The following is an 18314-nucleotide window of genomic DNA, read 5'->3' as shown; positions in this document are numbered from 1 at the left end:
GCTGCGTTAATCCCATAGCTGCACGATGTCCGCCACCTGGCCCGTGCTGGGCGCCGGCTCGGGCAGGGTGACGACCAGGCCAGCCGGCAGCACGGCGCCGTAGCGCGCCAGCGCGGGATTCAGGGCCAAGGCCTGCTCGACGTATCCCGCGCCGTCGCCCAGGTAGCGCCACACCAGGGCGTCTACCGTGTCGTGCTGCTGCGTGCGCACCTGCATCAGATCAATTCCACGGTCAGATGCGTGCGCCCGACGATATCGGCGATGGCCCATTGCGCATTGCGCCGCTGCGCACCGGGTGCCTCGTCGAGCCACTCCATGCTTTTCTTGTCGCTGACGGACGTGGCCGTGCTGTCGTAATCGCGGTAACGCTCGATCAGATCCGCTTTCGCCGTGCTGTAGACGGCGCGCCGGTACTGCGCCAGCAAGCGCGATTCGCGGTTGATGCGCGCAGCCGGCACGTCTACCAGGGCGGTGATGCCGGCAGCGGCCTGCTTGCCCTGCCAGTCGGCCAGCTCGCGGTTGACCTGCAGGATGGCATCGACCACGGCTTGCACCAGGCGCGCGTCGGTGACGGTGCCGTCCAGGCGCATGGCGTCGCGCATATCGGTGAGCAGGATGTCGGGAAACCAGCCGTCGTTCTCGATGACGCCAGGGACAGGCGCCGGCGGCGCCGGGGTGGCGCCGGGCGGGATGGACGGGGGCAGGGCCATGAAGGACATACGGGGCGCTTTCAAAAAGGGGGCGGTGGACGGGGTTCATCAGGTCAAAGGTTTGGCCAGACTCCCCCCGTGCCGCCGTGCTGCGGGGGATGCTCTTTACGTGGAACCGGCCGCGCGCTTGAGGCGCCGTTCCAGCTTTTCCATATCCTTCTTGACGCCGCACGATTCCGACAGCGCGCGGGCGCGCTTCAACTGGCCCATGGCTGTTTCCGCCTGCGCCACCAGTTCCGGGGCGATGTCCGTCTCGTCGGCCTGATCGAGCACGGCGATCATGGCCAGGCCCATGGCCTTGTGCAGCTTGGCGCGCGCCTGGTCGGGCGCGTCGCTGGCGGCCGTCAACTGTTCCACCTGGCCCAGCACCTGGGCCGCGTGCTGTGGATCGGCGGCCAGCTTGCCGTGCAGGAAGCCCTCGGCAAACTCGTCCAGCATCAGGGTGGCGATGTCGCGGCTGTAGGTGTCGGGCAGAGTGAACTTGTGCTCCAGGGCGTAGGCGGCCATGACCAGGGCGCGCTCGTACTCGCCCGTGTCGATGTGCCACACCAGCAGGGTGGCAAACACATCATCCTGGGCACCCTTGCCGCCGGCCAGCACGCCGTCGATCCACTGCGCGTAATCCGGCAGCAAGGTGGTCTTGACCTCGATCTTGCGTTCGACCGACTGGATGGACTTCAGGCGCCGGCGGTCATCGGCCAGCTTGTAGAGCATCAGCTCGTAGGCCGTGCCGGTGGTGACGCCCTGCGGCGCGGCTGCGCCGGCCGTGCGCTCGGCCAGCATGCGCGCGCGGTGGCGCAGGGCGGGGGACTGGTTCGCCATTATTTGTCTTTCAGCTCGATGTTTTCCACCAGCGCGGCCAGGCCCAGGTCTTCGATTACGTAGGCGTCGTTGGACGACTCGTAGTTCTCGATGCGGTCGCGCTTGGGCTCGTCCACCACGCGGCGGCGGCGCGCGCCGTCCTGGAAGTAGATCGACAGATTGTCGAAGCGCGTGATGAGGATGGCGTTGTCCGGGAAGTAGGGCACGCGCGCCGCCGGCAAGCCGCCGATGCGTTTCTGGCTGATGATGATGTCGGCCGCCAGGGTTTCCGTGGGCGCCTGCTTGGTGTTGACCAGCGGGAAATACTTGTCGTTCAACAGCTTGCGCCCGACGATGGCCACCAGGTTGGTGTCTTCCTGATACCACGGGTCCAGAAGATTGACGGCATCCGTGACGGCCGCGTCCAGGTTGGCATAGTCGGCGCCGTCCACGTCGCCGATGATCACCTTGCCCGGCATGCCGGCTGCCACCAGGCCCAGCACGCGCTCGGGCGCCTGCTCGCGCAGGTGCTGCAGCCAGCCTTTGTTCACGTCCTGCAGCAGCGGATTGCTGGCCAGGTCGGTGGTGGCCATCACTTTCACGCCGTTGAAACCGATGACGATACGGTCCAGCGCCTGGCGCGTGAGGATGGCATTGGCCACGCGCGATTGAAAGTCCTGGAACTTGGCCCAGGCGTCCAGCTTGGCATAGCTCAAATGCGTGTCGAAGTTGGTCTGCTCGCAGCGGTACTTCGTGCTGTCCATGGTGGACAGGTCGCGCGTTTCGCGTTCCTTGTCCTTGGTGTTGGTGCGGCTGGCAATCGGGCCGGACACGCCCAGGCCCAGTTTTTCGCCTTCCTGCTCGCCCACGCCGATGATGTTCACTTTTGACAGGAACTCGCTCGATTCCTGCATCTTGTTTTCCAGCTTCTGCTGCACGCTGGGCGTGACGCTGAACGTCTTGGCCACGTTGTCCGTGTCGTTCAGTTGGCCCAGGCGGGTTTCATATTGGCTAAAGACCTGGCGCGTTTGCTTTTTCATGTATTGATGCTCCGTTGTTGAATGGGGGAAGAAAGGGCGAGGGCGCTTAAAACTCGGTCTGCACGGCGCCGTCGTTGCCGGTGGCGGCCGGACGGCGCGGGCCGTTGCCGGGCGCTTCGTCCATCTGCGCCTTGAAAGCGGCCAGCTCTTCCTGGGTCGCTTTCTGCGCCTTTTCCGCCGCATCGAGGCGCTTGAGGGTGCCGGCATAGTTGTCGTTGGCGGTGACGACGTGGCCGGCCAGCGCCTCGACGGCCTCGCTGATGTCGGCGAACTGCGCGGCGTCGCTGCCGGATTTATTCGAAAAGCGCGACAGCAGGTTTTTCACGGCGTCGGCCAGCCTGATGCCCTGCTCTTCGAATTCCAGCTCGACCTCGACGGCCGACGCGAACAGGTTGGTGCTTTGCTGCTTGCGGGCGGCGGAGAACTTCAGTGCATCGGTGCCCAGGCTGGCCGGGCTGTCGGTGACGCCCAGGCCGACCAGGTAGGGCTGCGACGAGTCGGCAAAGTCGGGGGCAATTTCCAGGCTGGTGTAGAGCTTTTGCTTTGCCTTGTTGATGGCGACCAGTTCCGGCGTGGGTTCGATCTGCGCGAACAGGGCCAGTTTTTTGCCGCTGTCCGTGTCCACTTCCTCGGCTTTCACGGCGATCACGTCGCCGTAGGCCTTGAACTGGCTGTCGGGCAGGATGCCCCGGATGTGCTCGAGCCAGATGCGCGCGCCGTAGGTTTTCGGGTTGTAGGTGGCGGCGATCTGCTCGATGGTGGCGCGGTCGATGTTGCGGCCGTCCGTGGTGGCGCCTTCGGTGGCGACGCGGAAGAATTGGGATTTAGGCATGGTGGCGTGTCTCGGTTGATCGGATAACGCCATGGTCAACGTCTTGGCGCCGCGATTCAATGCGGTGCGGGTTGCTATGGGCCATAGCGACTTTTGCCTTCCCCCGCTCCGCGCGCGCGCGGCCTACGCTGGCGGCATGCTAGTCATTGAACAAAAAACCGAAGAAATAATCGCCGAACTGGCCGTGCCCGAATCCGAGCCGCGCCGTGCTGCGCGCGCCCTGTACTGGAAGGGCTGGCGCATTTCGTCCATCGCCCGACACTTAGGGATCAAGCGCAGCACGATCAATAGCTGGAAGGCGCGCGACGAGTGGGACAAGGCGCAGGCCATCGAGCACGTCGAGGCAGCGGCCGAGCTGCGCCTGGTCAAACTGATCGAAAAAGAGGTCAAGAGCGGTAGCGACTACAAGGAAATCGATCTGCTGATGCGCGCCATCGTGCAGGCGGCGCGCGTGCGCCGCTACGAGCAGCCGGGCGGCAACGAGGTCGATCTCAACCCCAAGCTGGCGAACCGCAACGCCGGCCCGAAGAAGAAGCCGACGCGCAACGATTTCAGCGAAGAACAGAAAATCCAGCTGCTCGACGCCTTCCAGGATTCGCTCTTCGACTATCAAAAGGTCTGGTATCGCAACGGCGACCAGCGCACGCGCGCCATCCTCAAGTCGCGGCAGATCGGCGCCACGTGGTACTTCGCCCGCGAGGCGCTGGCCGACGCGATGGCGACGGGCCGCAACCAGATCTTCCTGTCCGCCTCGAAGTCGCAGGCGCACGTCTTCAAGCAATACATCGTGCAATTCGCGCGTGAAGCTGCCGGCATCGAGCTGACGGGCGACCCCATCGTGCTGCCGAACGGCGCGCACCTGTATTTCCTGGGCACCAATGCGCGCACGGCGCAGGGCTATCACGGCAATTTCTACTTCGATGAATTCTTCTGGACGCAGAATTTCCAGGAACTCAACAAGGTGGCCTCGGGCATGGCCATCCACAAGAAGTGGCGCAAGACGTATTTTTCGACGCCATCCTCGACCACGCACCAGGCTTACCCGTTCTGGACGGGCGAGCTGTTCAACAAGCGCCGCGCCAAGGCGGATCAAGTCAACATCGACGTGAGCCACGCCCGCCTGTCGTCGGGCTTTACGGGCGAGGACAAGATATGGCGCCAGATCGTCACCATCCTCGACGCCGAGCGCGGCGGCTGCAACCTGTTCGACATCGACGAGCTGCGCAACTTCGAATACAGCCCGGACCAGTTCGACAACCTGCTGATGTGCAACTTTATCGACGACTCGGCCTCGGTCTTCCCGCTGGCCGAGCTGCAGCGCTGCATGGTCGATTCCTGGGTCGAGTGGGACGACTACAAGCCCTTGCTGGGCCTGCGCCCGTTCGGCAACCGCCCCGTGTGGATCGGCTACGACCCGGCCTTGAACGGCGACAGCGCCGGTTGCGTCGTGCTGGCGCCGCCCATGACGGCCGGCGGCAAGTTCCGCATCCTGGAGCGCCACCAGTGGCGCGGGCAGAGCTTCGAGGATCACGCCGACGCCATCCGCCAGATGACCCAGCGTTACAACGTCGAATACATCGGCATCGATACCACGGGCATGGGTATCGGCGTGCTGCCGATCGTGCGCGGCTTCTTCCCGGCCGTCACGGCCCTGAACTACTCGCCCGAAGTCAAAACCCGCATGGTCTTGAAGGCGAAAAACATCATCAGCAAGGGCCGGCTGGAATTCGACGCCGGCTGGACCGACATTGCGCAGTCCTTCATGGCCATCCACAAGACCCTCACCCCCAGCGGGCGGCACGTGACGTATGTCGCCGGCCGCAGCGACGAAACCGGCCACGCCGATCTGGCGTGGGCCTGCATGCACGCCCTCGATCACGAGCCCTTCGAAGGCACCACCGACAACCACCACTCTTTCATGGAGATTTATTCTTGAGCAAAGCACGACACTTGCGCGGCCGGCAGGCCGAGAGCGCACCACCCACAGCGGCCACGGCGCCGGCCGCCGCCGGCATCGAGGCGTTTTCCTTCGGCGACCCCACGCCCGTGCTCGAGCACGCCGACATTCTCGACTGCTTCGAATGCTGGAAGAACGGGCACTGGTACGAGCCGCCCGTCAACCTGGCTGGCCTGGCCAAGTCGTTTAACGCGGGCGTGCACCACAGCAGCGCCATCCACTTCAAGGCCAACGTGCTGGCGTCCACGCTGATCCCCAGCAAGTACCTGTCGCGCGACGCCTTCAAGCGCATGGCCCTGGACTTCCTGACGTTCGGCAATGCCTACCTGGAAGACCGGCCCAGCCGCAGCGGCAAGGCGCTGATGTACCAGCATGCGCTGGCCAAGTACATGCGGCGCGGCGTCGATCTGGATACCTATTATTTCGTGAACGGCTACCAGGCCGTGCACCAGTTCGACAAGGGCCGCGTCTTCCACCTGATGGAACCGGACGTGAATCAGGAGCTGTACGGTGTGCCGCAGTACCTGAGCGCGCTGCAGTCGGCATGGCTCAACGAGGCGGCCACCTTGTTCCGCCGTAAGTATTACAAGAACGGCTCGCACGCCGGTTTCGTGTTTTACATGACCGATGCCGCGGCGAACACCCAGGACGTGGACAACCTGCGCCAGGCCATGCGCGACAGCAAGGGGCCGGGCAACTTCCGCAACCTGTTCATGTACGCGCCGAACGGCAAGAAGGACGGCATCCAGATTCTGCCCGTGTCGGACGTGGCCGCCAAGGACGAGTTTTTCAACATCAAGAGCGTCACGCGCGACGACCAACTGGCCGCGCACCGCGTGCCGCCCCAGCTCATGGGCATCCTGCCGAACAATGCCGGCGGCTTCGGCGCCGTGGAACCTGCCGCGCGCGTCTTCGCGCGCAACGAGCTGGTGCCGCTGCAGGCACAGTTCATGGCGATCAACGAGTGGGCCGGCGTGGAAGTGGTGAAGTTCGCCCCGTATGACCTGGCCACGGGCGGGGAGGGCGTGCAATGAGCGACCACGTCGACAACACGGACAAGATCATCTTTGCCGAGGTGGCGCGCGGCCTGGCCGCCGTGCGGCGCCGGCCAGGCCTGGAGGCGCACGGCTGCTGCCACTACTGCGACGAGCCGCTGGCGCCCGCACTGCTGTTCTGCGATGTGGATTGCCGCGACGACTACGACAAGGAGCAGGCGGCGAAGGCACGCGCCGGCCGCGCAGGATGACCGCTACGCCGCGATAGCCGGCAGGGCGGGGCTGAGATAGCCCAGCCGCGCCGGAGCGCCCCAGCCACCGCACAGGCCGCCCAAGAGGCGGCTTTTTCACGCCCTGACGAATGATGTTGCACCCGGGGCAAGAAAAAGGTCAGTTTCGGCCCGGCGCGCGCAGTTGTCCCCCCTCCACACCTGCCCGCTATATAGAGGTCTTTTGACTCAAATTTGCACTATGGCCGAAGGCGCATGAGGACTGGCACGGCGGGGCGAAGAGGGGGCATGCAATTTGACGCATTTTGACGCACTTTGAGCGGTTTTTCGTGCTGGTGGTGCGTGGCTGCGTGGGGAGTAGTAGGGAAGAGGCTCTGTACGTCGATGGGTTGCATTAAAACTTCACGGACCATTCCACTTTAAGAAAGTCAACCAGCCGATAGTAGAAACTATCGAAGTTGAGAACAAGACGTTTACTTGAAGCCGTTCGTGTACGACAGAGTATGTAAGTGAGTTGGTGACCGCTAGAGCATCGCGATGGACGGAATAGAAAAGGCCCGCATACGCGGGCCTCTTTTATTTTATTCGGGTAAGCGTAGGCCTACTAGGCGCCCCCACTCGATTTCCTGCCTTTACTGCCGGTTGTCCCGCTTGCGGCAAAGTCGGCGCAGGCGTGGCAACCACGGGATGTATAGCCGCCGTTCCACCGTAAATGGCGGTAAACACTGCGTTTGCCTCGGCAAGACTGTCATCTGCATCCTGGCGAGTGATAAGCATTGGCCGTTTATAGTCAGCTTTGATTCGTCTAAGGTGGAGACTTGTCATAAGTGCACCAATTTGCTTTGATAGCAAACATTTTCTATCTGCCTTAGGAATTCCCGGATTAGACAGGCGTTCAAGCAACTCCTGATGCATGCCAGAGGCACTCCCCGGACGTAGGTTTCCGGGTATCGGAAGCTGATTGTGAAACTCTTTCCCATCCTGGTATATCGTGTAATAGGATCTGGAGCAGATCCCCCGCCAATCGGCTTCGCAGGTTGAAAGGGTATGGTTTTTTGTAACAGAGTTAATGAGGTCTTGCGAGGTCGTTGTCATGCGTTTGACCCGCCAAAACTCACGTGGAACCCTATTGGCATATCTAAGTCTCGTTGGAATAGTCCATCGATGAAGTCCATGTACATGTTGATTGCATCAGAAGAGCTTGCCGCGACGCGATAGGTTAAGTTTATGGTGCGTTGCTCTCCGCGGTCGCCAAAAATCTCAATCTCTGGCCCGGCGCTTAGGAACATATATCCATGTTGTTCAAGGACGCGTCCTGCAACTTCCATGATCTTTCCAGCACTAGGGTCGGTGATTCCTAGTTCATCAAGAACTTCGTCAATCATGAAAATCTCCTCTAAGGAGTACACACTGGTGCAAGTACTCTTCGTACTTTGTAAGTGCATGCGCTCTGCTTCACGAGCGAAACTAGCCGCCATGTGGAATGCTCCAGCAGGTTTCGCATACATAACATTTGACCAAAACATGCCTGTAGTAGGACCGCACTTCGCAAAAAGTGCTTGCGCGGCTTCGCACCTACTGTAGTTTGCCAATATAGTTAAGTCTGAGCTTAAATCTTTGTTCGTTCGTTGATCTAATGCAGTAATTGCACCGTTTAAATCACCGCAAATATGTAACAAAGCAGCACGGAGTTCTAATCCTTCATCTGGATTGGAGTTATCCAGCTTGTCGATTTCTGCAAAAATTTCTAGGGCTACTTGTGAGTCACGGTCTAGAAATTTACCTTTATCCACAAACGTATGAATCAGTTCCCTTATTTCATTGCATGTGGTCTGGGGTTGAATTGTCATTTTTGTACTATTTTTTGCGTTATGTTCTTCACGTATTCTACGCGTATTTAAAGAAAATGCTTGCAAAGTTTAACATTTTTGAGGCGTGTGCCTAGTACCTGTGGTTTTGGGTAGTCCAAGTGATGTGCCAGGTGAGGAGCATGACACTGCCTCTGCCATGATGGCCAGCTTGGTTGGTCTTACGTTGGCCCGACGAATCTATAACGTCTGCACCGAGACGGGGGCCTGTAATCCGTCCTTCCGCAGTGTCTGAAATTACGACCAGTTCTGCATTTATTCGGTCGCCAACATCTCCGAACCCCGTATCGGGTAACCATGAACAGGGTACAGATCTCAGATCACCGTGTCAGGCGCGTACACGGAAAAAAGGCTGTCATTTTGTTGTCATTCCTAGGTTAAAACAACCCAAATAATGACACTCTTTTTCTTTCTAACTACTTGATTTTAAACAATTTAGTTGTGGGGGTGGGAATCGAATCCGCATCTATCATCGAGTGAATTCGTCTGCGCCAGCAAGTGTAGATTGCCAAAATTTTGTTGGCTCATCGGCATCAGGAACATCCGTCACTAAATGCCACAACGTTTTTATGGATGGGTTTAGCTGGTCATTGATAATTTGGCCTGCCCACGTGGTTATCGATCCGCCTGGCCACATCACGACGAACGCCGCTCTATCTCCCGCTGCATAGCCCTTTAAGGGACCTTTAATTGGGCCGCCGGCACTGCTGCTGCTTGACACGTAGGTGCCAGACAAGTCGGAACCGGTTAGCTGCAATTCCATCGTAGAGCCCATCTGATTTTTCCAATGCCCGATCCAGATGGAGTTGTTGACGTTATTATTTTCTGTACTCACCGCAGTTGTGAGCGCGAGTTCATGTGACATAGTGCCCTCGTGGAAAAGTTGGAGTTGTAACCAACACCATGGTACAACTTTACTAACCGTCGATTCTTGTCAAATGTCACGAGAGTGCTGATTTTAGGGCGGCTTTTCTGAGGAAGTCCGTTCTCCTAGTGTCGTCTATGCCGCCCACTTCGTTTGCATATAGCCGTGCCTACCCGAGCTTAGCCGCCATATCCTCGGCACTCTCGTTGTAATAGACCTGGAGCATACGCAAATCCCTGTGGCCGACCATGCGCGCCAGGTCCAGCACGTTTAGTTTTTTTGCCAGCCGCGTGATGGCCGCATGCCGGCTGTCGTGGAAAGTCAGTCCTTCGATGCAGGATCGTTCGCGCGCTTTGCGGAATAGGGCATCGAGCGAGGATGTGGAAATGCCGAACAACGGCGCCTCGCCGGAGTCCGGCAACAGCGCCAGGAGGTCCAGCGCGCGCGTCGATAGGGGCACGTCTCGCCGTACACCATTTTTATTGATCGAGGCGGGGAGGCGGGCGACAGTGCCATCTACCCAGGCAGGCATCAGGCCGCAGATTTCCCCGGCCCGCATCGCCGTCTCGATGGCGAAGAGGTAGGCGACCGCCACGGCCTGGCTCTTCGTTGTCACAGGCTCGTTGGCGAAGCCAAGTGCATTGCACAGGCGTTCGATTTCATCCTCGGTAGGAATGCGTTCGCGGGACGCGGCAGGCTTGGGGCGGCGCACGTCGCTCGTCGGACTGTCCGCAAGCCATTTCCATTCCTTGCGCGCAGTCGTAAAAACGTGGGAAAGCAAGTTCAGCTCACGATTCACGGTGGCGCCACTGACCTTGCCTTCCCCGGTCATGCGCTGATCGCGCCAGGCGCCAAGCAGTTCAGGCGTCACGTTGGCCAGCTTGATGTCTTTGATTTTTTCACCGCCAATGATCACTTCGCCGATGGCGTTGAGGCGCAGCCTTTCCCAGCGCTCGCCGCGCTTGTGGATCGAGACTTCTTCCAGATACCTGTCGAACGCGTCGCCGCAGCTTTTGCCGATGACGATGCCGCTGTCGGCGCCGCGCCGGATTTCGGTTTCGCGTTCCGACGCCCAGGCCGCAGCCTCGGCCTTGGTACTGAATGTTTTAGATTCCCGTGTGCCGAGGATGGCGATTTCTGCCCGCCAACCGCCAACCCGTTTCCTGAATGAAGCCATGCATCCCTCTCGTTGAGGCGTAATCATGGCGTAAATTTGGCGTAATCGCTATTGGTTTTTGTCGGGTTTAATCTGGATTAAGGGAAATGCCGGGACGTAAAAAAAGCCACTAACCCGTTGATTTTATTGGATTTGGTGGCTTTTTCGATGCTTCTGAATTCTGTGCGCTGGTGCCCGGAGCCGGAATCGAACCGGCACGCCCTTACAGGCGGGAGATTTTAAGTCTCCAGTGTCTACCAGTTTCACCATCCGGGCAGCGCGGCGAGATTCTAGCACAGGTGATGTGTATTACGCCATCTTGTGCCTGAGCGACGGGGCCGCAGACATAGCCAGGTATCCGCTACCCGCCATCAAAACACTGCCTTGAACTGCACCCCATACGTGCGCGGTTCGTTGATGATGCCCGTCAGGTTGTCGAAATCGATCGCGCCCAGCGACTGGATCTGGTTGGTGATGTTGCGGCCGTACGCGGAGAGTTCGTATTTGTCCCATTTGTAGCCGACGCGCAAACCGCCTTCGAGCAGTTCCTTGGCCTTGTATTCCTTCGCTTCATACAGGAAGAAGTTGTAGCTGGTGCGGTAGGCCCAGTCCGTGTAGGCGTAGAACTCGCCATTGGCGAGGGGAATGCTGTACTTTAATGTGAAGTTGGTTTGCCATTCCGGCGCGCGCGGCAGCGGGTTGCCGTCGATGTAGGCCGTGCCCTTGAACGGGCCCAGCGGGTCGGTCACGGTGCAGCCGCTGGCCGGGTTGTTTTGCGCGTTGCCGCAGCTTTGCACGAACAGCTTCTTGTCCTGGATTTCCGTATGGTTGTAGCTGCCGCCCAGGGTCATGCTGAGCGAATCGCTGAGGTTCGCCTGGAAATCGAGTTCCACGCCGCGGCCCGTGGCCTTGTCTGCGTTGATCAGCTGGTTCATGTTGACGGCGCCGCTGCCGGCCGTCAGTTGCTTGTCCTTCACGCGGTACTGGAATATGGCCAGGCTCAGGCGCGCGCGCTTGTCGAACAGGTCCTGCTTGATGCCCGCCTCGACGGACAGCGCTTTCTCGGCGCCGGCAAACGAAGGGCGGTCGGCCAGGCCGTTCAGGCGGCCCTGCATCGACGGCGCGCGGTAGCCGGTGGCGATGCGCGCGTAGGCATTCGTTGCCGGCGTCAATACATAGGTGCCGCTCAAGTCCCAGCTGACGTTGTGCGAGGTGTCGTGCAAGTCGAAGGGGCCGGCCGTGGTCGCCTCCACCCGCTTGGCGGAGAAATCCTTCTTGTCGGTCGTGTAGCGCAGGCCGGCGCGCAGTTTCAGGGCGTCAGAGACCGTGTAGTTGAGCGAGCCGAACGCCGCGTACGACTTCGAGCTCTGGTTTTGCGTGGCGTAGTTCGGGCTTTGCGGGTTGCCGGGCGCCAGACTGTTGAAGCCGATGCTGTCGATCTGGATATCTTCCTTGAAGTAGAACAGGCCGGCTATCCATTGCAGCGGGCCGCGGGCAGACGACTCGGCGCGGAATTCCTGCGAAATCTGCTTGTGCTTGGGGATCACGTCGGCCGTTTCCACGACGAACGGGATGAAGCCGGGACCCATCGGCGGCGCGGACACGGCGCCATAGCCGCCGTCGACGTCGGCGCGGCTGTAGAAATCGAGCTTTTCGTAGCCGGTGATCGAATGCAAGGTGACGCCGGGCAAGTCCCATTTCAGGCGCATGCTGGCGCCCTTGGTTTTCAGGTGCTGGCGGTTGATGCCGTCGGTCGGGTAGTTGTCGTAATCAAATCCGTCGACGAGGTCGTTCGTGCCCTGTTTCAGGATATTCGCGCGGAACAGGGTGGCCGTGCCGTCGAGATTGCGCGCGTGCACGTTGAACAGGGCCGTGAAGTCGCGCGTGGGCTTGACCAATACCTGCAGGCGGGCGGCGCTGTCTTCATAGCCTTCGAAGTCGCGCGTGCCGGTGGGGCGCGGGTTGTGCACGCGGTCGTCGCGGCGCTGCGTCTGGCCGGAAAAGCGCAGGGCGACCGTGTCGCTGACGGGCACGTTGAACGCGCCTTCCAGGTTCTTCATGCCATCCTTGCCGAAGCCGCCGCTCAGGTAGCCTTCCGTCTTGAAGACGGGCTTGGCGGAATCGAACTTGATCACGCCGGCTGGCGAGTTACGGCCGAACAAGGTGCCTTGCGGGCCGCGCAGCACTTCGACCTGATCCACGTCAAACACGGGAAAGCCCTTGAGCATGGCGTTTTCCTGCACTACGTCATCCATCACCAGGCCCACGGGCTGCGAGGCGTTCAGGTCGAAGTCGGTATTGCCCAGGCCGCGAATGTAGAAGCGGGGGAAGGTGCGGCCGTAATCCGATTCGACGGAGACGCTGGGCGAGCGGCTGTTGAGGAAGCGGATGTCGGCGCCGCCGGCCGTCAGCGTGTCGAGCTTGTCGCCTTTCAAGGTGGCGATGGACATGGGCACGTCCTTGATGTTTTCCGCGCGCCGCTGCGCCGTCACGATCACCGTTTCCAGCTGGCCAGGACCGGTCTGTGCCGCCGGCGCGGCAGGCGCGTCGGCGGCTGGCGCCGGGACGCTATCCTGTGCCATCGCCTGCAGCGGAAAGGCGGCGCTGATTGCCAGGGCAATCAGGGTGTGGCGTACTGTGCTGGCATGCGGTGTCATCATGAAACGGCTCCTGTCGGTCAAGGTTGTTGGGGGCATGCAAGCTGGCGCTGGCCAGCTGAACGAAAAATCATGCTAGCACGGGAAATTTTGGTATTCATGCCATTTTCCTACGATGGTTATTCATATCCGTTTCGACTCAATACGCGAATAAAATCGTATTTGTCGTCACTATCTGGCGGGTGCATAGTGGAGTGCCGGCAGGCTTGTGCGGGAACAAAATAGGCTGGACAAGACGACGCGGTTTCCTGCGGCGGCGCAAAAAAGCATGCGCCATTTCGGCGTAGTAGCGGGATCCGGGGCGGCACAAATACAACAGTTGCCGCGGATTTTTTATGTGAGGGGCGTGTTGTTGCAACGCGACAGGGGAGGCCGGCTGCGGCTCTCCCCTGTGCGTGTGAAGCGGGGCATGCGTGGCTGCATGCCTGTATGTGCTTAAAACTCTTCCCAGTCGCCGGCCGTCACGGCTTCCGCTTGCGCCGCACGGGGTTTTGCCGGCGCGGCCTGGCGCTTGGCGGGGCTGCTGGCCGTTGCCGGTACCAGGTGCAGCGGCTTGTGACTGGCGCGTGCCGGTGCTGGCGCCGGTGCGGGTGCCGCCAGATGGCTGTCATGCGTCTTGAAGATGCTCACGGTTTCCACCAGGTGGCTGGCCTGCTCGCGCAGCGATTCGGCCGCCGCCGCCGCTTCTTCCACCAGCGAGGCATTTTGCTGCGTGACGCTATCCATCTGGGTCACCGCCTGATTGATCTGCTCGATTCCTGCGGACTGTTCCTGGCTGGCCACCGTGATTTCAGCGATGATGTTGCTGACGCGGGCGACGCTGGCGACCACCTCGGACATCGTCGTGCCCGCTTGCGCCGCCAGCCTGGAGCCCGCATCGACGCGGCTGACGGAATCGTCGATCAGCGCCTTGATTTCCTTGGCTGCGCTGGCGCTGCGCTGGGCCAGGCCGCGCACTTCGGTCGCCACGACGGCGAAGCCGCGGCCCTGTTCGCCGGCACGTGCCGCTTCCACGGCGGCATTCAGGGCCAGGATATTGGTCTGGAAGGCGATGCCGTCGATGACGCTGATGATGTCGACAATCTTGCGCGACGATTCGCTGATCAGGTCCATGGTGCCCATCACTTGCCCCACCACGGCGCCGCCCTTGCTGGCGACGTCCGATGCCGTCGTGGCCAGCACATTGGCTTCGCGGGCATTTTCCGCATTCTTGCGCACGGTGCTGGTGAGCTCTTCCATTGACGAAGCGGTTTCTTCCAGCGAACTGGCTTGCTGTTCCGTGCGCAGCGACAGATCGCTATTGCCGCTGGAAATTTCCGCGGCGGCAAGGGAAACGGTGTCGGAATCCTGGCGCACCGACGACACTACCGTGGTCAGCGACTCCTGCATGCGCTGCAGCGCCGACAGCACGCTGGCGGTATCGTGCGGTGCAACGTTGAGTTTGCCTGTCAGGTCGCCGCCGGCCAGCAGGCTGACGGCGTCGCACAGCTGCTTCGGTTCTGCGCCCAGCGCCTTGAGCAGGCTGCGTGTGATGAGCCAGCCCGCCAGGGCTGCCAGCACGATGGACAGCAGGCTGGCGCCGATGAGAATATTCCTGTTGAGCGTGTAACGCTCGTTGTCTTCCTGCAAGATGGCGGTAGAGCGCTGGTCCGTCAGGGCGAAATATTCATCGCTGGCGGCGACGAGGGCGGCCAGCAGCGGGCGGCATTCCTCATTCATCTTGACGATGGCCTGCTCGGTTTTCTTTTGCAGCGCCAGGTCCACGATAGCCATCGCTACGGGAGAATAGCGTTTTTCGATGCCGTCTATCTTGTTGACTATGGCGCGCACTTCATCCGATACCTCAGGCTGCTGTGTCAGCTGCAGCAGATGCTGCATGTTCTTGACGACCTCAGCCTGCGCCTGCAAGACCTGTTTGCGTTCGATCTCCAGGTCTTCCGGCTTGGTGACGAGCACCAGATTCCTGGCCGCCACGGCACGCATGTCGATTGCGTCACGTACGCGGTGCGCCGTATTGGCGCGGGCGGTGATGCCGTTGACATACTGGTCAAAACTGGCGTTGAAGTTGGAAAAGCTCCGCACGGACAGGATCGATATGCCGATGAGGAAAAAGACCAGCAGGCCGAAAGCCAGAGTGAGCTGGGTGCGTACGGTGAATTTGTCCATGATGTCTCTCCAAAATACGTGGTGATGATTAGAAAGGGGGCTTGCGTGAGACCGGTGGCAGGCGCTTGCCTGGCGACGGGTCGAGTCCTACGCAGTGCTTTTCTATCCAGAACACGGATTCGTGGTGCAAGGATGGAATTAATTTAAAAAACCGATTTCAATAATTTATTTGTTTTATTTATTAAATTCATTGTTGCACAAAAAATTCATTAAATCAATGATATTTTGCGTGTCAAAAAACAACTTTTCGGCATGGATGCTGGTTCCTGCGCCGTTTGATCGGGCGCAGGACAGTATCTTCGGGGAGGTGGATCAGCCGGGAATGGGCGTGCCCTGGTGAAAAATCATTTGCCAGCGGCCATCGCGCCATTTCCACAAGGAACTGCGCAAGCTGGCGCTGGCGGGCAGGGTGCCGTTGGCGTGGCGTTGCGAGCGGTAGGTAACCAAGGCAACATCGTCCGCCAGCAAGCGGGCCTGAAAATCGTGGATGCTGCGCTGGCAAAAGTCTTCCACCGGCAAGTCCGCCAGGGTTGCCGCGCGCGTCCAGAGATTGCCCGAGCTGCCGAACTCGACGAAGTCGTCAGCCAGCAGGGCCGCCAGCCTGGCCCTGTCGGCGCGCACCGCCTGGCTTTGCAGCGCCGCTTCCAGCGCCTGCAGCTGCGCCGCCAGGCTGTCCTGCTGAGTATCCCGCGCGTCATCCATTGGCAAGATCTTCAGATAGGAAATGCGCCCGCGCCCGATACATTCAGGCAGGCGACCTTGTCGCTGGAAAAGTACTTGATTTGTCCCAGGCCGATGGCGTAGCAGCCGTCGCTGAGCGGGGAAATGGGGCCGGTGAGTTTTTCACCGCCGACCAAGGTCACCACCCAAGGCGTGGTGGCCGGTTTGCCCGCGTGGGCCAGGGCGTGTTGTACCAGGTCTGACATGCTGCCTCCGTTGGAAATCAAAATCCGATGATAGCAGTGTCCGGTGTCGGATAGCCGCTGGATTGACGACACGAAGGGCGGGCGCTTTACGCGTCGGCCAGCAAGTTCTTTGGCAGGGCCACCGATACCAGCTTCCAGTGCCACAGGCCGTCGCGCGTCAGGGTCAGTTCGCCGATATGGCTTTTGCTGTGGGCGCGCTGCACCACCACGCTGTTCCACGAGGTGTAGCGCAGCCTGTAGTCGGGCTTGGTGTTGCGCTTGCGGCCGCTGATGTCGCTGACCTTGGCGATCGGGTTTTCGTAGCGGTCATTGAGCTTCATCAATGCGACGATGCCTTCGGGCATCAGCATGGTGTCGAGCAAGGGATCGATGACCTCGGGATTGATATCGTCGGCGACTTCCGGCGCCGAGAACAGGGTGTGCAATTGCTGCCCCAGGCTGCCGCGCAACTGGGCCAGGTCGATCTGCGCGGCCAGCGCCTGCGTATCCTCGTCCATGGTGGCCGCGCGGATCTTGTTCATGGTGAAGTACGGGCTGCCATAGAAGACGCCGGCCAGCGCGACCAGTACCGCTACAGCGAGAAGCATCATTCTTTTCATCGTGCAATCTCTCGGATGCCTGGCGACCCGGTGCGCCTGAGGTGTTGGCATTCTACATAATATTTCCCAAAATCAATATGACGGTTTAGGTAAGTGTTGTTTTAGATCAAGTTTCTTTAGAGTAATTCCGGCGGCAGGGTAATGTCCATCAGTTTCCAGTCCCAGATGCCATGGCGGCGCAGCAGAAACTGGCTGGCGGCGGGTCCGGCACCGCTGCGCCGCAGCACCACTTCATTCCACGAGCGGTACGCCATGCCGAAGTCGTGGCGCTTGCCATCAGCCCCCTGCTTGCCGTGCAAGATCAATACCGTGATGCCGGGCGGCGAGACGATGGTGTCGAGCATTTCCTTGAAATCATCGTCATTGGCCGTTTCGCCGCCCGCGCGCAGCTGGCGCGCCACGCTGGCGCGGATCGCAGGCAGGTCGGCCTGCTGCGCCAGGTTTTCCAGGCGCACGGATTTCGCCGCGATGCTGATGCGGTACATGGCGATGTAGGGGCTGACCCAGGTGAAGCCGATGGCGGCGACGGTAAAAATGATCGCGGTGGCGTACTTTCTTTTCATGCTATATCTGCCTGGATCGCAGCTTGCCCGCGAGTGTCAGTAGCCGCCAATGATTTGGTATTCCAGGCCCTGATTTCCTGCGCTACGTACTTGTATCTTGATTTTCCTGAAGGTGATTTCCGTAGGAAAATTTGTGATCTCGAATGATAAATCTTGCGAAAACGACGGCCTTGCCAGGCTGCCCGCATACTCCCGGTAGGCAATGCGCAAAGTCTTATTGCTGTAGCCCTGATATAGCAATTGTGAATTGATGGACCTGTCGATAGGTGCAGTTTCCACTCCCGGGCCGAATTTGATGCCGGGGCTGACGTCTTCGTGCCACCACGCCAGATCGCCTGCGATCATCACCTGGTCCAGCAGGCCATCATTGTTTCGGTCGGCAAAACAGGCATTCTTGGTCATTCCGGGCAGCAGCATATTGAATACCTGCCGTTCAGTGCAGTAAGCAGGTTTTCCCTCGACATCGGCGCGGTACAGGAAGTCGCCCTCGATGACAGCTACACGTCCGCCGCCAATCGACACGGCGCGTCCATCGTAAATCTGATAGCCCGTTTTGCTTGTGTATTGAAATGTGGACAACAGTGCTTCACCGGCAGTGACCTTTGAAACGACATTCAGTTGCGGATCATGGCCGATGCGTTCCATCGTGCGGGTGGTCTCGCGCACTTCCATGGTGGCGCACCCGCTGAGTACCAGGGCAGCGATGGCGACGCGGCATAACTTTTTCATTGATTTCCTTGTTTGTCTTCGAAGCGCTCATACGCAAGCAGGCGCGAGTAAGGGGAAGGTCGTTAAATATTGCCAAATGATAAGTTCAGTTGCTTCTGAAGGAAAGGAAAAATGCGCTTTTTTCTGCCGTGACGAGCGATGGGGGACCTCGGTCAGCCTTATGGAGGGCGGATGGTGTAGCATTCGTGCCGGCGCGGACCATCGCGCCGCAATATTGAGG

At 60.0% G+C, this 18314-nt stretch carries 18 protein-coding genes and 1 tRNA gene; 3 read left to right on the top strand and 16 right to left on the bottom strand.

Annotated features, from left to right (window positions below; all coding sequences use genetic code 11):
* Positions 1 to 6 precede the first annotated feature (6 nt).
* From JAB4_RS19010 to JAB4_RS18990, 5 genes are all read right to left on the bottom strand, one after another.
* On the bottom strand, positions 7 to 216 hold the full coding sequence (locus JAB4_RS19010) for a tail protein X (RefSeq protein WP_070223008.1): 210 nt from the start codon (positions 214 to 216) through the stop codon (positions 7 to 9).
* Positions 216 to 719, bottom strand: a complete 504-nt coding sequence (locus tag JAB4_RS19005; RefSeq protein ID WP_070308513.1) for a head completion/stabilization protein — start codon at positions 717 to 719, stop codon at positions 216 to 218. Before JAB4_RS19005 ends, JAB4_RS19010 begins: the two co-directional genes overlap by 1 nt.
* A 96-nt stretch (positions 720 to 815) precedes the next feature.
* The gene (gpM, locus tag JAB4_RS19000) at positions 816 to 1532 is read right to left on the bottom strand and encodes a phage terminase small subunit (RefSeq protein WP_070300299.1); all 717 of its coding nucleotides are present in this window, start codon (positions 1530 to 1532) and stop codon (positions 816 to 818) included.
* A complete protein-coding gene (locus tag JAB4_RS18995; RefSeq protein WP_070300297.1) occupies positions 1532 to 2551 on the bottom strand; it encodes a phage major capsid protein, P2 family in 1020 nt (339 codons plus the stop codon). The genes gpM and JAB4_RS18995 overlap by 1 nt, the downstream gene beginning before the upstream one ends.
* A gap of 46 nt (positions 2552 to 2597) precedes the next feature.
* Positions 2598 to 3383, bottom strand: coding sequence for a GPO family capsid scaffolding protein (locus JAB4_RS18990; RefSeq protein ID WP_217494533.1), 786 nt, complete (start codon positions 3381 to 3383; stop codon positions 2598 to 2600).
* A 136-nt stretch (positions 3384 to 3519) separates the two neighbouring features.
* On the opposite strand from JAB4_RS18990, the gene JAB4_RS18985 reads away from it, so the two are divergent.
* From JAB4_RS18985 to JAB4_RS18975, 3 genes are read left to right on the top strand one after another with little or no spacing between them, the layout of a single operon-like run.
* Positions 3520 to 5319: a terminase ATPase subunit family protein gene (locus JAB4_RS18985; RefSeq protein WP_070222974.1), complete on the top strand. Its 1800-nt coding sequence runs from the start codon at positions 3520 to 3522 to the stop codon at positions 5317 to 5319.
* 14 nt (positions 5320 to 5333) lie between these two features.
* Positions 5334 to 6374, top strand: coding sequence for a phage portal protein (locus JAB4_RS30725; protein ID WP_070222963.1), 1041 nt, complete (start codon positions 5334 to 5336; stop codon positions 6372 to 6374).
* Positions 6371 to 6586, top strand: coding sequence for a hypothetical protein (locus tag JAB4_RS18975; RefSeq protein WP_070222961.1), 216 nt, complete (start codon positions 6371 to 6373; stop codon positions 6584 to 6586). The genes JAB4_RS30725 and JAB4_RS18975 overlap by 4 nt, the downstream gene beginning before the upstream one ends.
* A 1070-nt stretch (positions 6587 to 7656) precedes the next feature.
* Here JAB4_RS18975 and JAB4_RS18970 read toward each other — a convergent pair.
* The 11 genes from JAB4_RS18970 to JAB4_RS18920 all read right to left on the bottom strand — a co-directional run bounded on the left by JAB4_RS18970 (position 7657) and on the right by JAB4_RS18920 (position 18094).
* The gene (locus JAB4_RS18970) at positions 7657 to 8481 is read right to left on the bottom strand and encodes a hypothetical protein (protein ID WP_139143782.1); all 825 of its coding nucleotides are present in this window, start codon (positions 8479 to 8481) and stop codon (positions 7657 to 7659) included.
* Positions 8482 to 8902: 421 nt separating this feature from the next.
* Complete coding sequence (locus JAB4_RS18965; RefSeq protein ID WP_083287371.1) at positions 8903 to 9298, bottom strand: avidin/streptavidin family protein; 396 nt, start codon at positions 9296 to 9298, stop codon at positions 8903 to 8905.
* Positions 9299 to 9467: 169 nt separating this feature from the next.
* Positions 9468 to 10475 (bottom strand): site-specific integrase, encoded by a 1008-nt coding sequence (locus tag JAB4_RS18960; protein WP_070222958.1) that lies wholly within the window; start codon positions 10473 to 10475, stop codon positions 9468 to 9470.
* 168 nt (positions 10476 to 10643) lie between these two features.
* A tRNA-Leu gene (locus JAB4_RS18955) sits at positions 10644 to 10730 on the bottom strand.
* A 95-nt stretch (positions 10731 to 10825) separates the two neighbouring features.
* Positions 10826 to 13111, bottom strand: a complete 2286-nt coding sequence (locus JAB4_RS18950; protein WP_070300301.1) for a TonB-dependent receptor — start codon at positions 13109 to 13111, stop codon at positions 10826 to 10828.
* Between the two features lie 435 nt (positions 13112 to 13546).
* Positions 13547 to 15277: a methyl-accepting chemotaxis protein gene (locus JAB4_RS18945; RefSeq protein ID WP_070222957.1), complete on the bottom strand. Its 1731-nt coding sequence runs from the start codon at positions 15275 to 15277 to the stop codon at positions 13547 to 13549.
* A gap of 312 nt (positions 15278 to 15589) precedes the next feature.
* Entirely contained in the window at positions 15590 to 15979 is a 390-nt protein-coding gene (locus JAB4_RS18940; protein WP_070222956.1) for a nuclear transport factor 2 family protein, read from the bottom strand.
* Positions 15980 to 15990: 11 nt separating this feature from the next.
* Entirely contained in the window at positions 15991 to 16203 is a 213-nt protein-coding gene (locus tag JAB4_RS18935) for a hypothetical protein (RefSeq protein WP_070222955.1), read from the bottom strand.
* Positions 16204 to 16289: 86 nt separating this feature from the next.
* The gene (locus tag JAB4_RS18930) at positions 16290 to 16793 is read right to left on the bottom strand and encodes a DUF2939 domain-containing protein (protein WP_070222954.1); all 504 of its coding nucleotides are present in this window, start codon (positions 16791 to 16793) and stop codon (positions 16290 to 16292) included.
* A gap of 125 nt (positions 16794 to 16918) precedes the next feature.
* Entirely contained in the window at positions 16919 to 17365 is a 447-nt protein-coding gene (locus JAB4_RS18925; protein WP_070222953.1) for a DUF2939 domain-containing protein, read from the bottom strand.
* 36 nt (positions 17366 to 17401) lie between these two features.
* Positions 17402 to 18094 (bottom strand): hypothetical protein, encoded by a 693-nt coding sequence (locus JAB4_RS18920; protein WP_070222951.1) that lies wholly within the window; start codon positions 18092 to 18094, stop codon positions 17402 to 17404.
* Between the last annotated feature and the right edge of the window lie 220 nt (positions 18095 to 18314).

The sequence above is a fragment of the Janthinobacterium sp. HH102 genome (assembly GCF_001758625.2).
In the GTDB taxonomy this organism is placed as follows: Bacteria; Pseudomonadota; Gammaproteobacteria; order Burkholderiales; family Burkholderiaceae_D; genus Janthinobacterium.
This window is presented reverse-complemented; position numbering and strand designations above follow the sequence as displayed.

What these genes read in the sequence shown, in the direction of transcription:
- JAB4_RS19010 (WP_070223008.1), bottom strand. Translation starts at nt 216, where the DNA reads ATGCAGGTGCGCACGCAGCAGCACGACACGGTAGACGCCCTGGTGTGG.
- JAB4_RS19005 (WP_070308513.1), bottom strand. Translation starts at nt 719, where the DNA reads ATGTCCTTCATGGCCCTGCCCCCGTCCATCCCGCCCGGCGCCACCCCG.
- gpM (WP_070300299.1), bottom strand. Translation starts at nt 1,532, where the DNA reads ATGGCGAACCAGTCCCCCGCCCTGCGCCACCGCGCGCGCATGCTGGCC.
- JAB4_RS18995 (WP_070300297.1), bottom strand. Translation starts at nt 2,551, where the DNA reads ATGAAAAAGCAAACGCGCCAGGTCTTTAGCCAATATGAAACCCGCCTG.
- JAB4_RS18990 (WP_217494533.1), bottom strand. Translation starts at nt 3,383, where the DNA reads ATGCCTAAATCCCAATTCTTCCGCGTCGCCACCGAAGGCGCCACCACG.
- JAB4_RS18985 (WP_070222974.1), top strand. Translation starts at nt 3,520, where the DNA reads ATGCTAGTCATTGAACAAAAAACCGAAGAAATAATCGCCGAACTGGCC.
- JAB4_RS18975 (WP_070222961.1), top strand. Translation starts at nt 6,371, where the DNA reads ATGAGCGACCACGTCGACAACACGGACAAGATCATCTTTGCCGAGGTG.
- JAB4_RS18965 (WP_083287371.1), bottom strand. Translation starts at nt 9,298, where the DNA reads ATGTCACATGAACTCGCGCTCACAACTGCGGTGAGTACAGAAAATAAT.
- JAB4_RS18960 (WP_070222958.1), bottom strand. Translation starts at nt 10,475, where the DNA reads ATGGCTTCATTCAGGAAACGGGTTGGCGGTTGGCGGGCAGAAATCGCC.
- JAB4_RS18950 (WP_070300301.1), bottom strand. Translation starts at nt 13,111, where the DNA reads ATGACACCGCATGCCAGCACAGTACGCCACACCCTGATTGCCCTGGCA.
- JAB4_RS18945 (WP_070222957.1), bottom strand. Translation starts at nt 15,277, where the DNA reads ATGGACAAATTCACCGTACGCACCCAGCTCACTCTGGCTTTCGGCCTG.
- JAB4_RS18940 (WP_070222956.1), bottom strand. Translation starts at nt 15,979, where the DNA reads ATGGATGACGCGCGGGATACTCAGCAGGACAGCCTGGCGGCGCAGCTG.
- JAB4_RS18935 (WP_070222955.1), bottom strand. Translation starts at nt 16,203, where the DNA reads ATGTCAGACCTGGTACAACACGCCCTGGCCCACGCGGGCAAACCGGCC.
- JAB4_RS18930 (WP_070222954.1), bottom strand. Translation starts at nt 16,793, where the DNA reads ATGATGCTTCTCGCTGTAGCGGTACTGGTCGCGCTGGCCGGCGTCTTC.
- JAB4_RS18925 (WP_070222953.1), bottom strand. Translation starts at nt 17,365, where the DNA reads ATGAAAAGAAAGTACGCCACCGCGATCATTTTTACCGTCGCCGCCATC.
- JAB4_RS18920 (WP_070222951.1), bottom strand. Translation starts at nt 18,094, where the DNA reads ATGAAAAAGTTATGCCGCGTCGCCATCGCTGCCCTGGTACTCAGCGGG.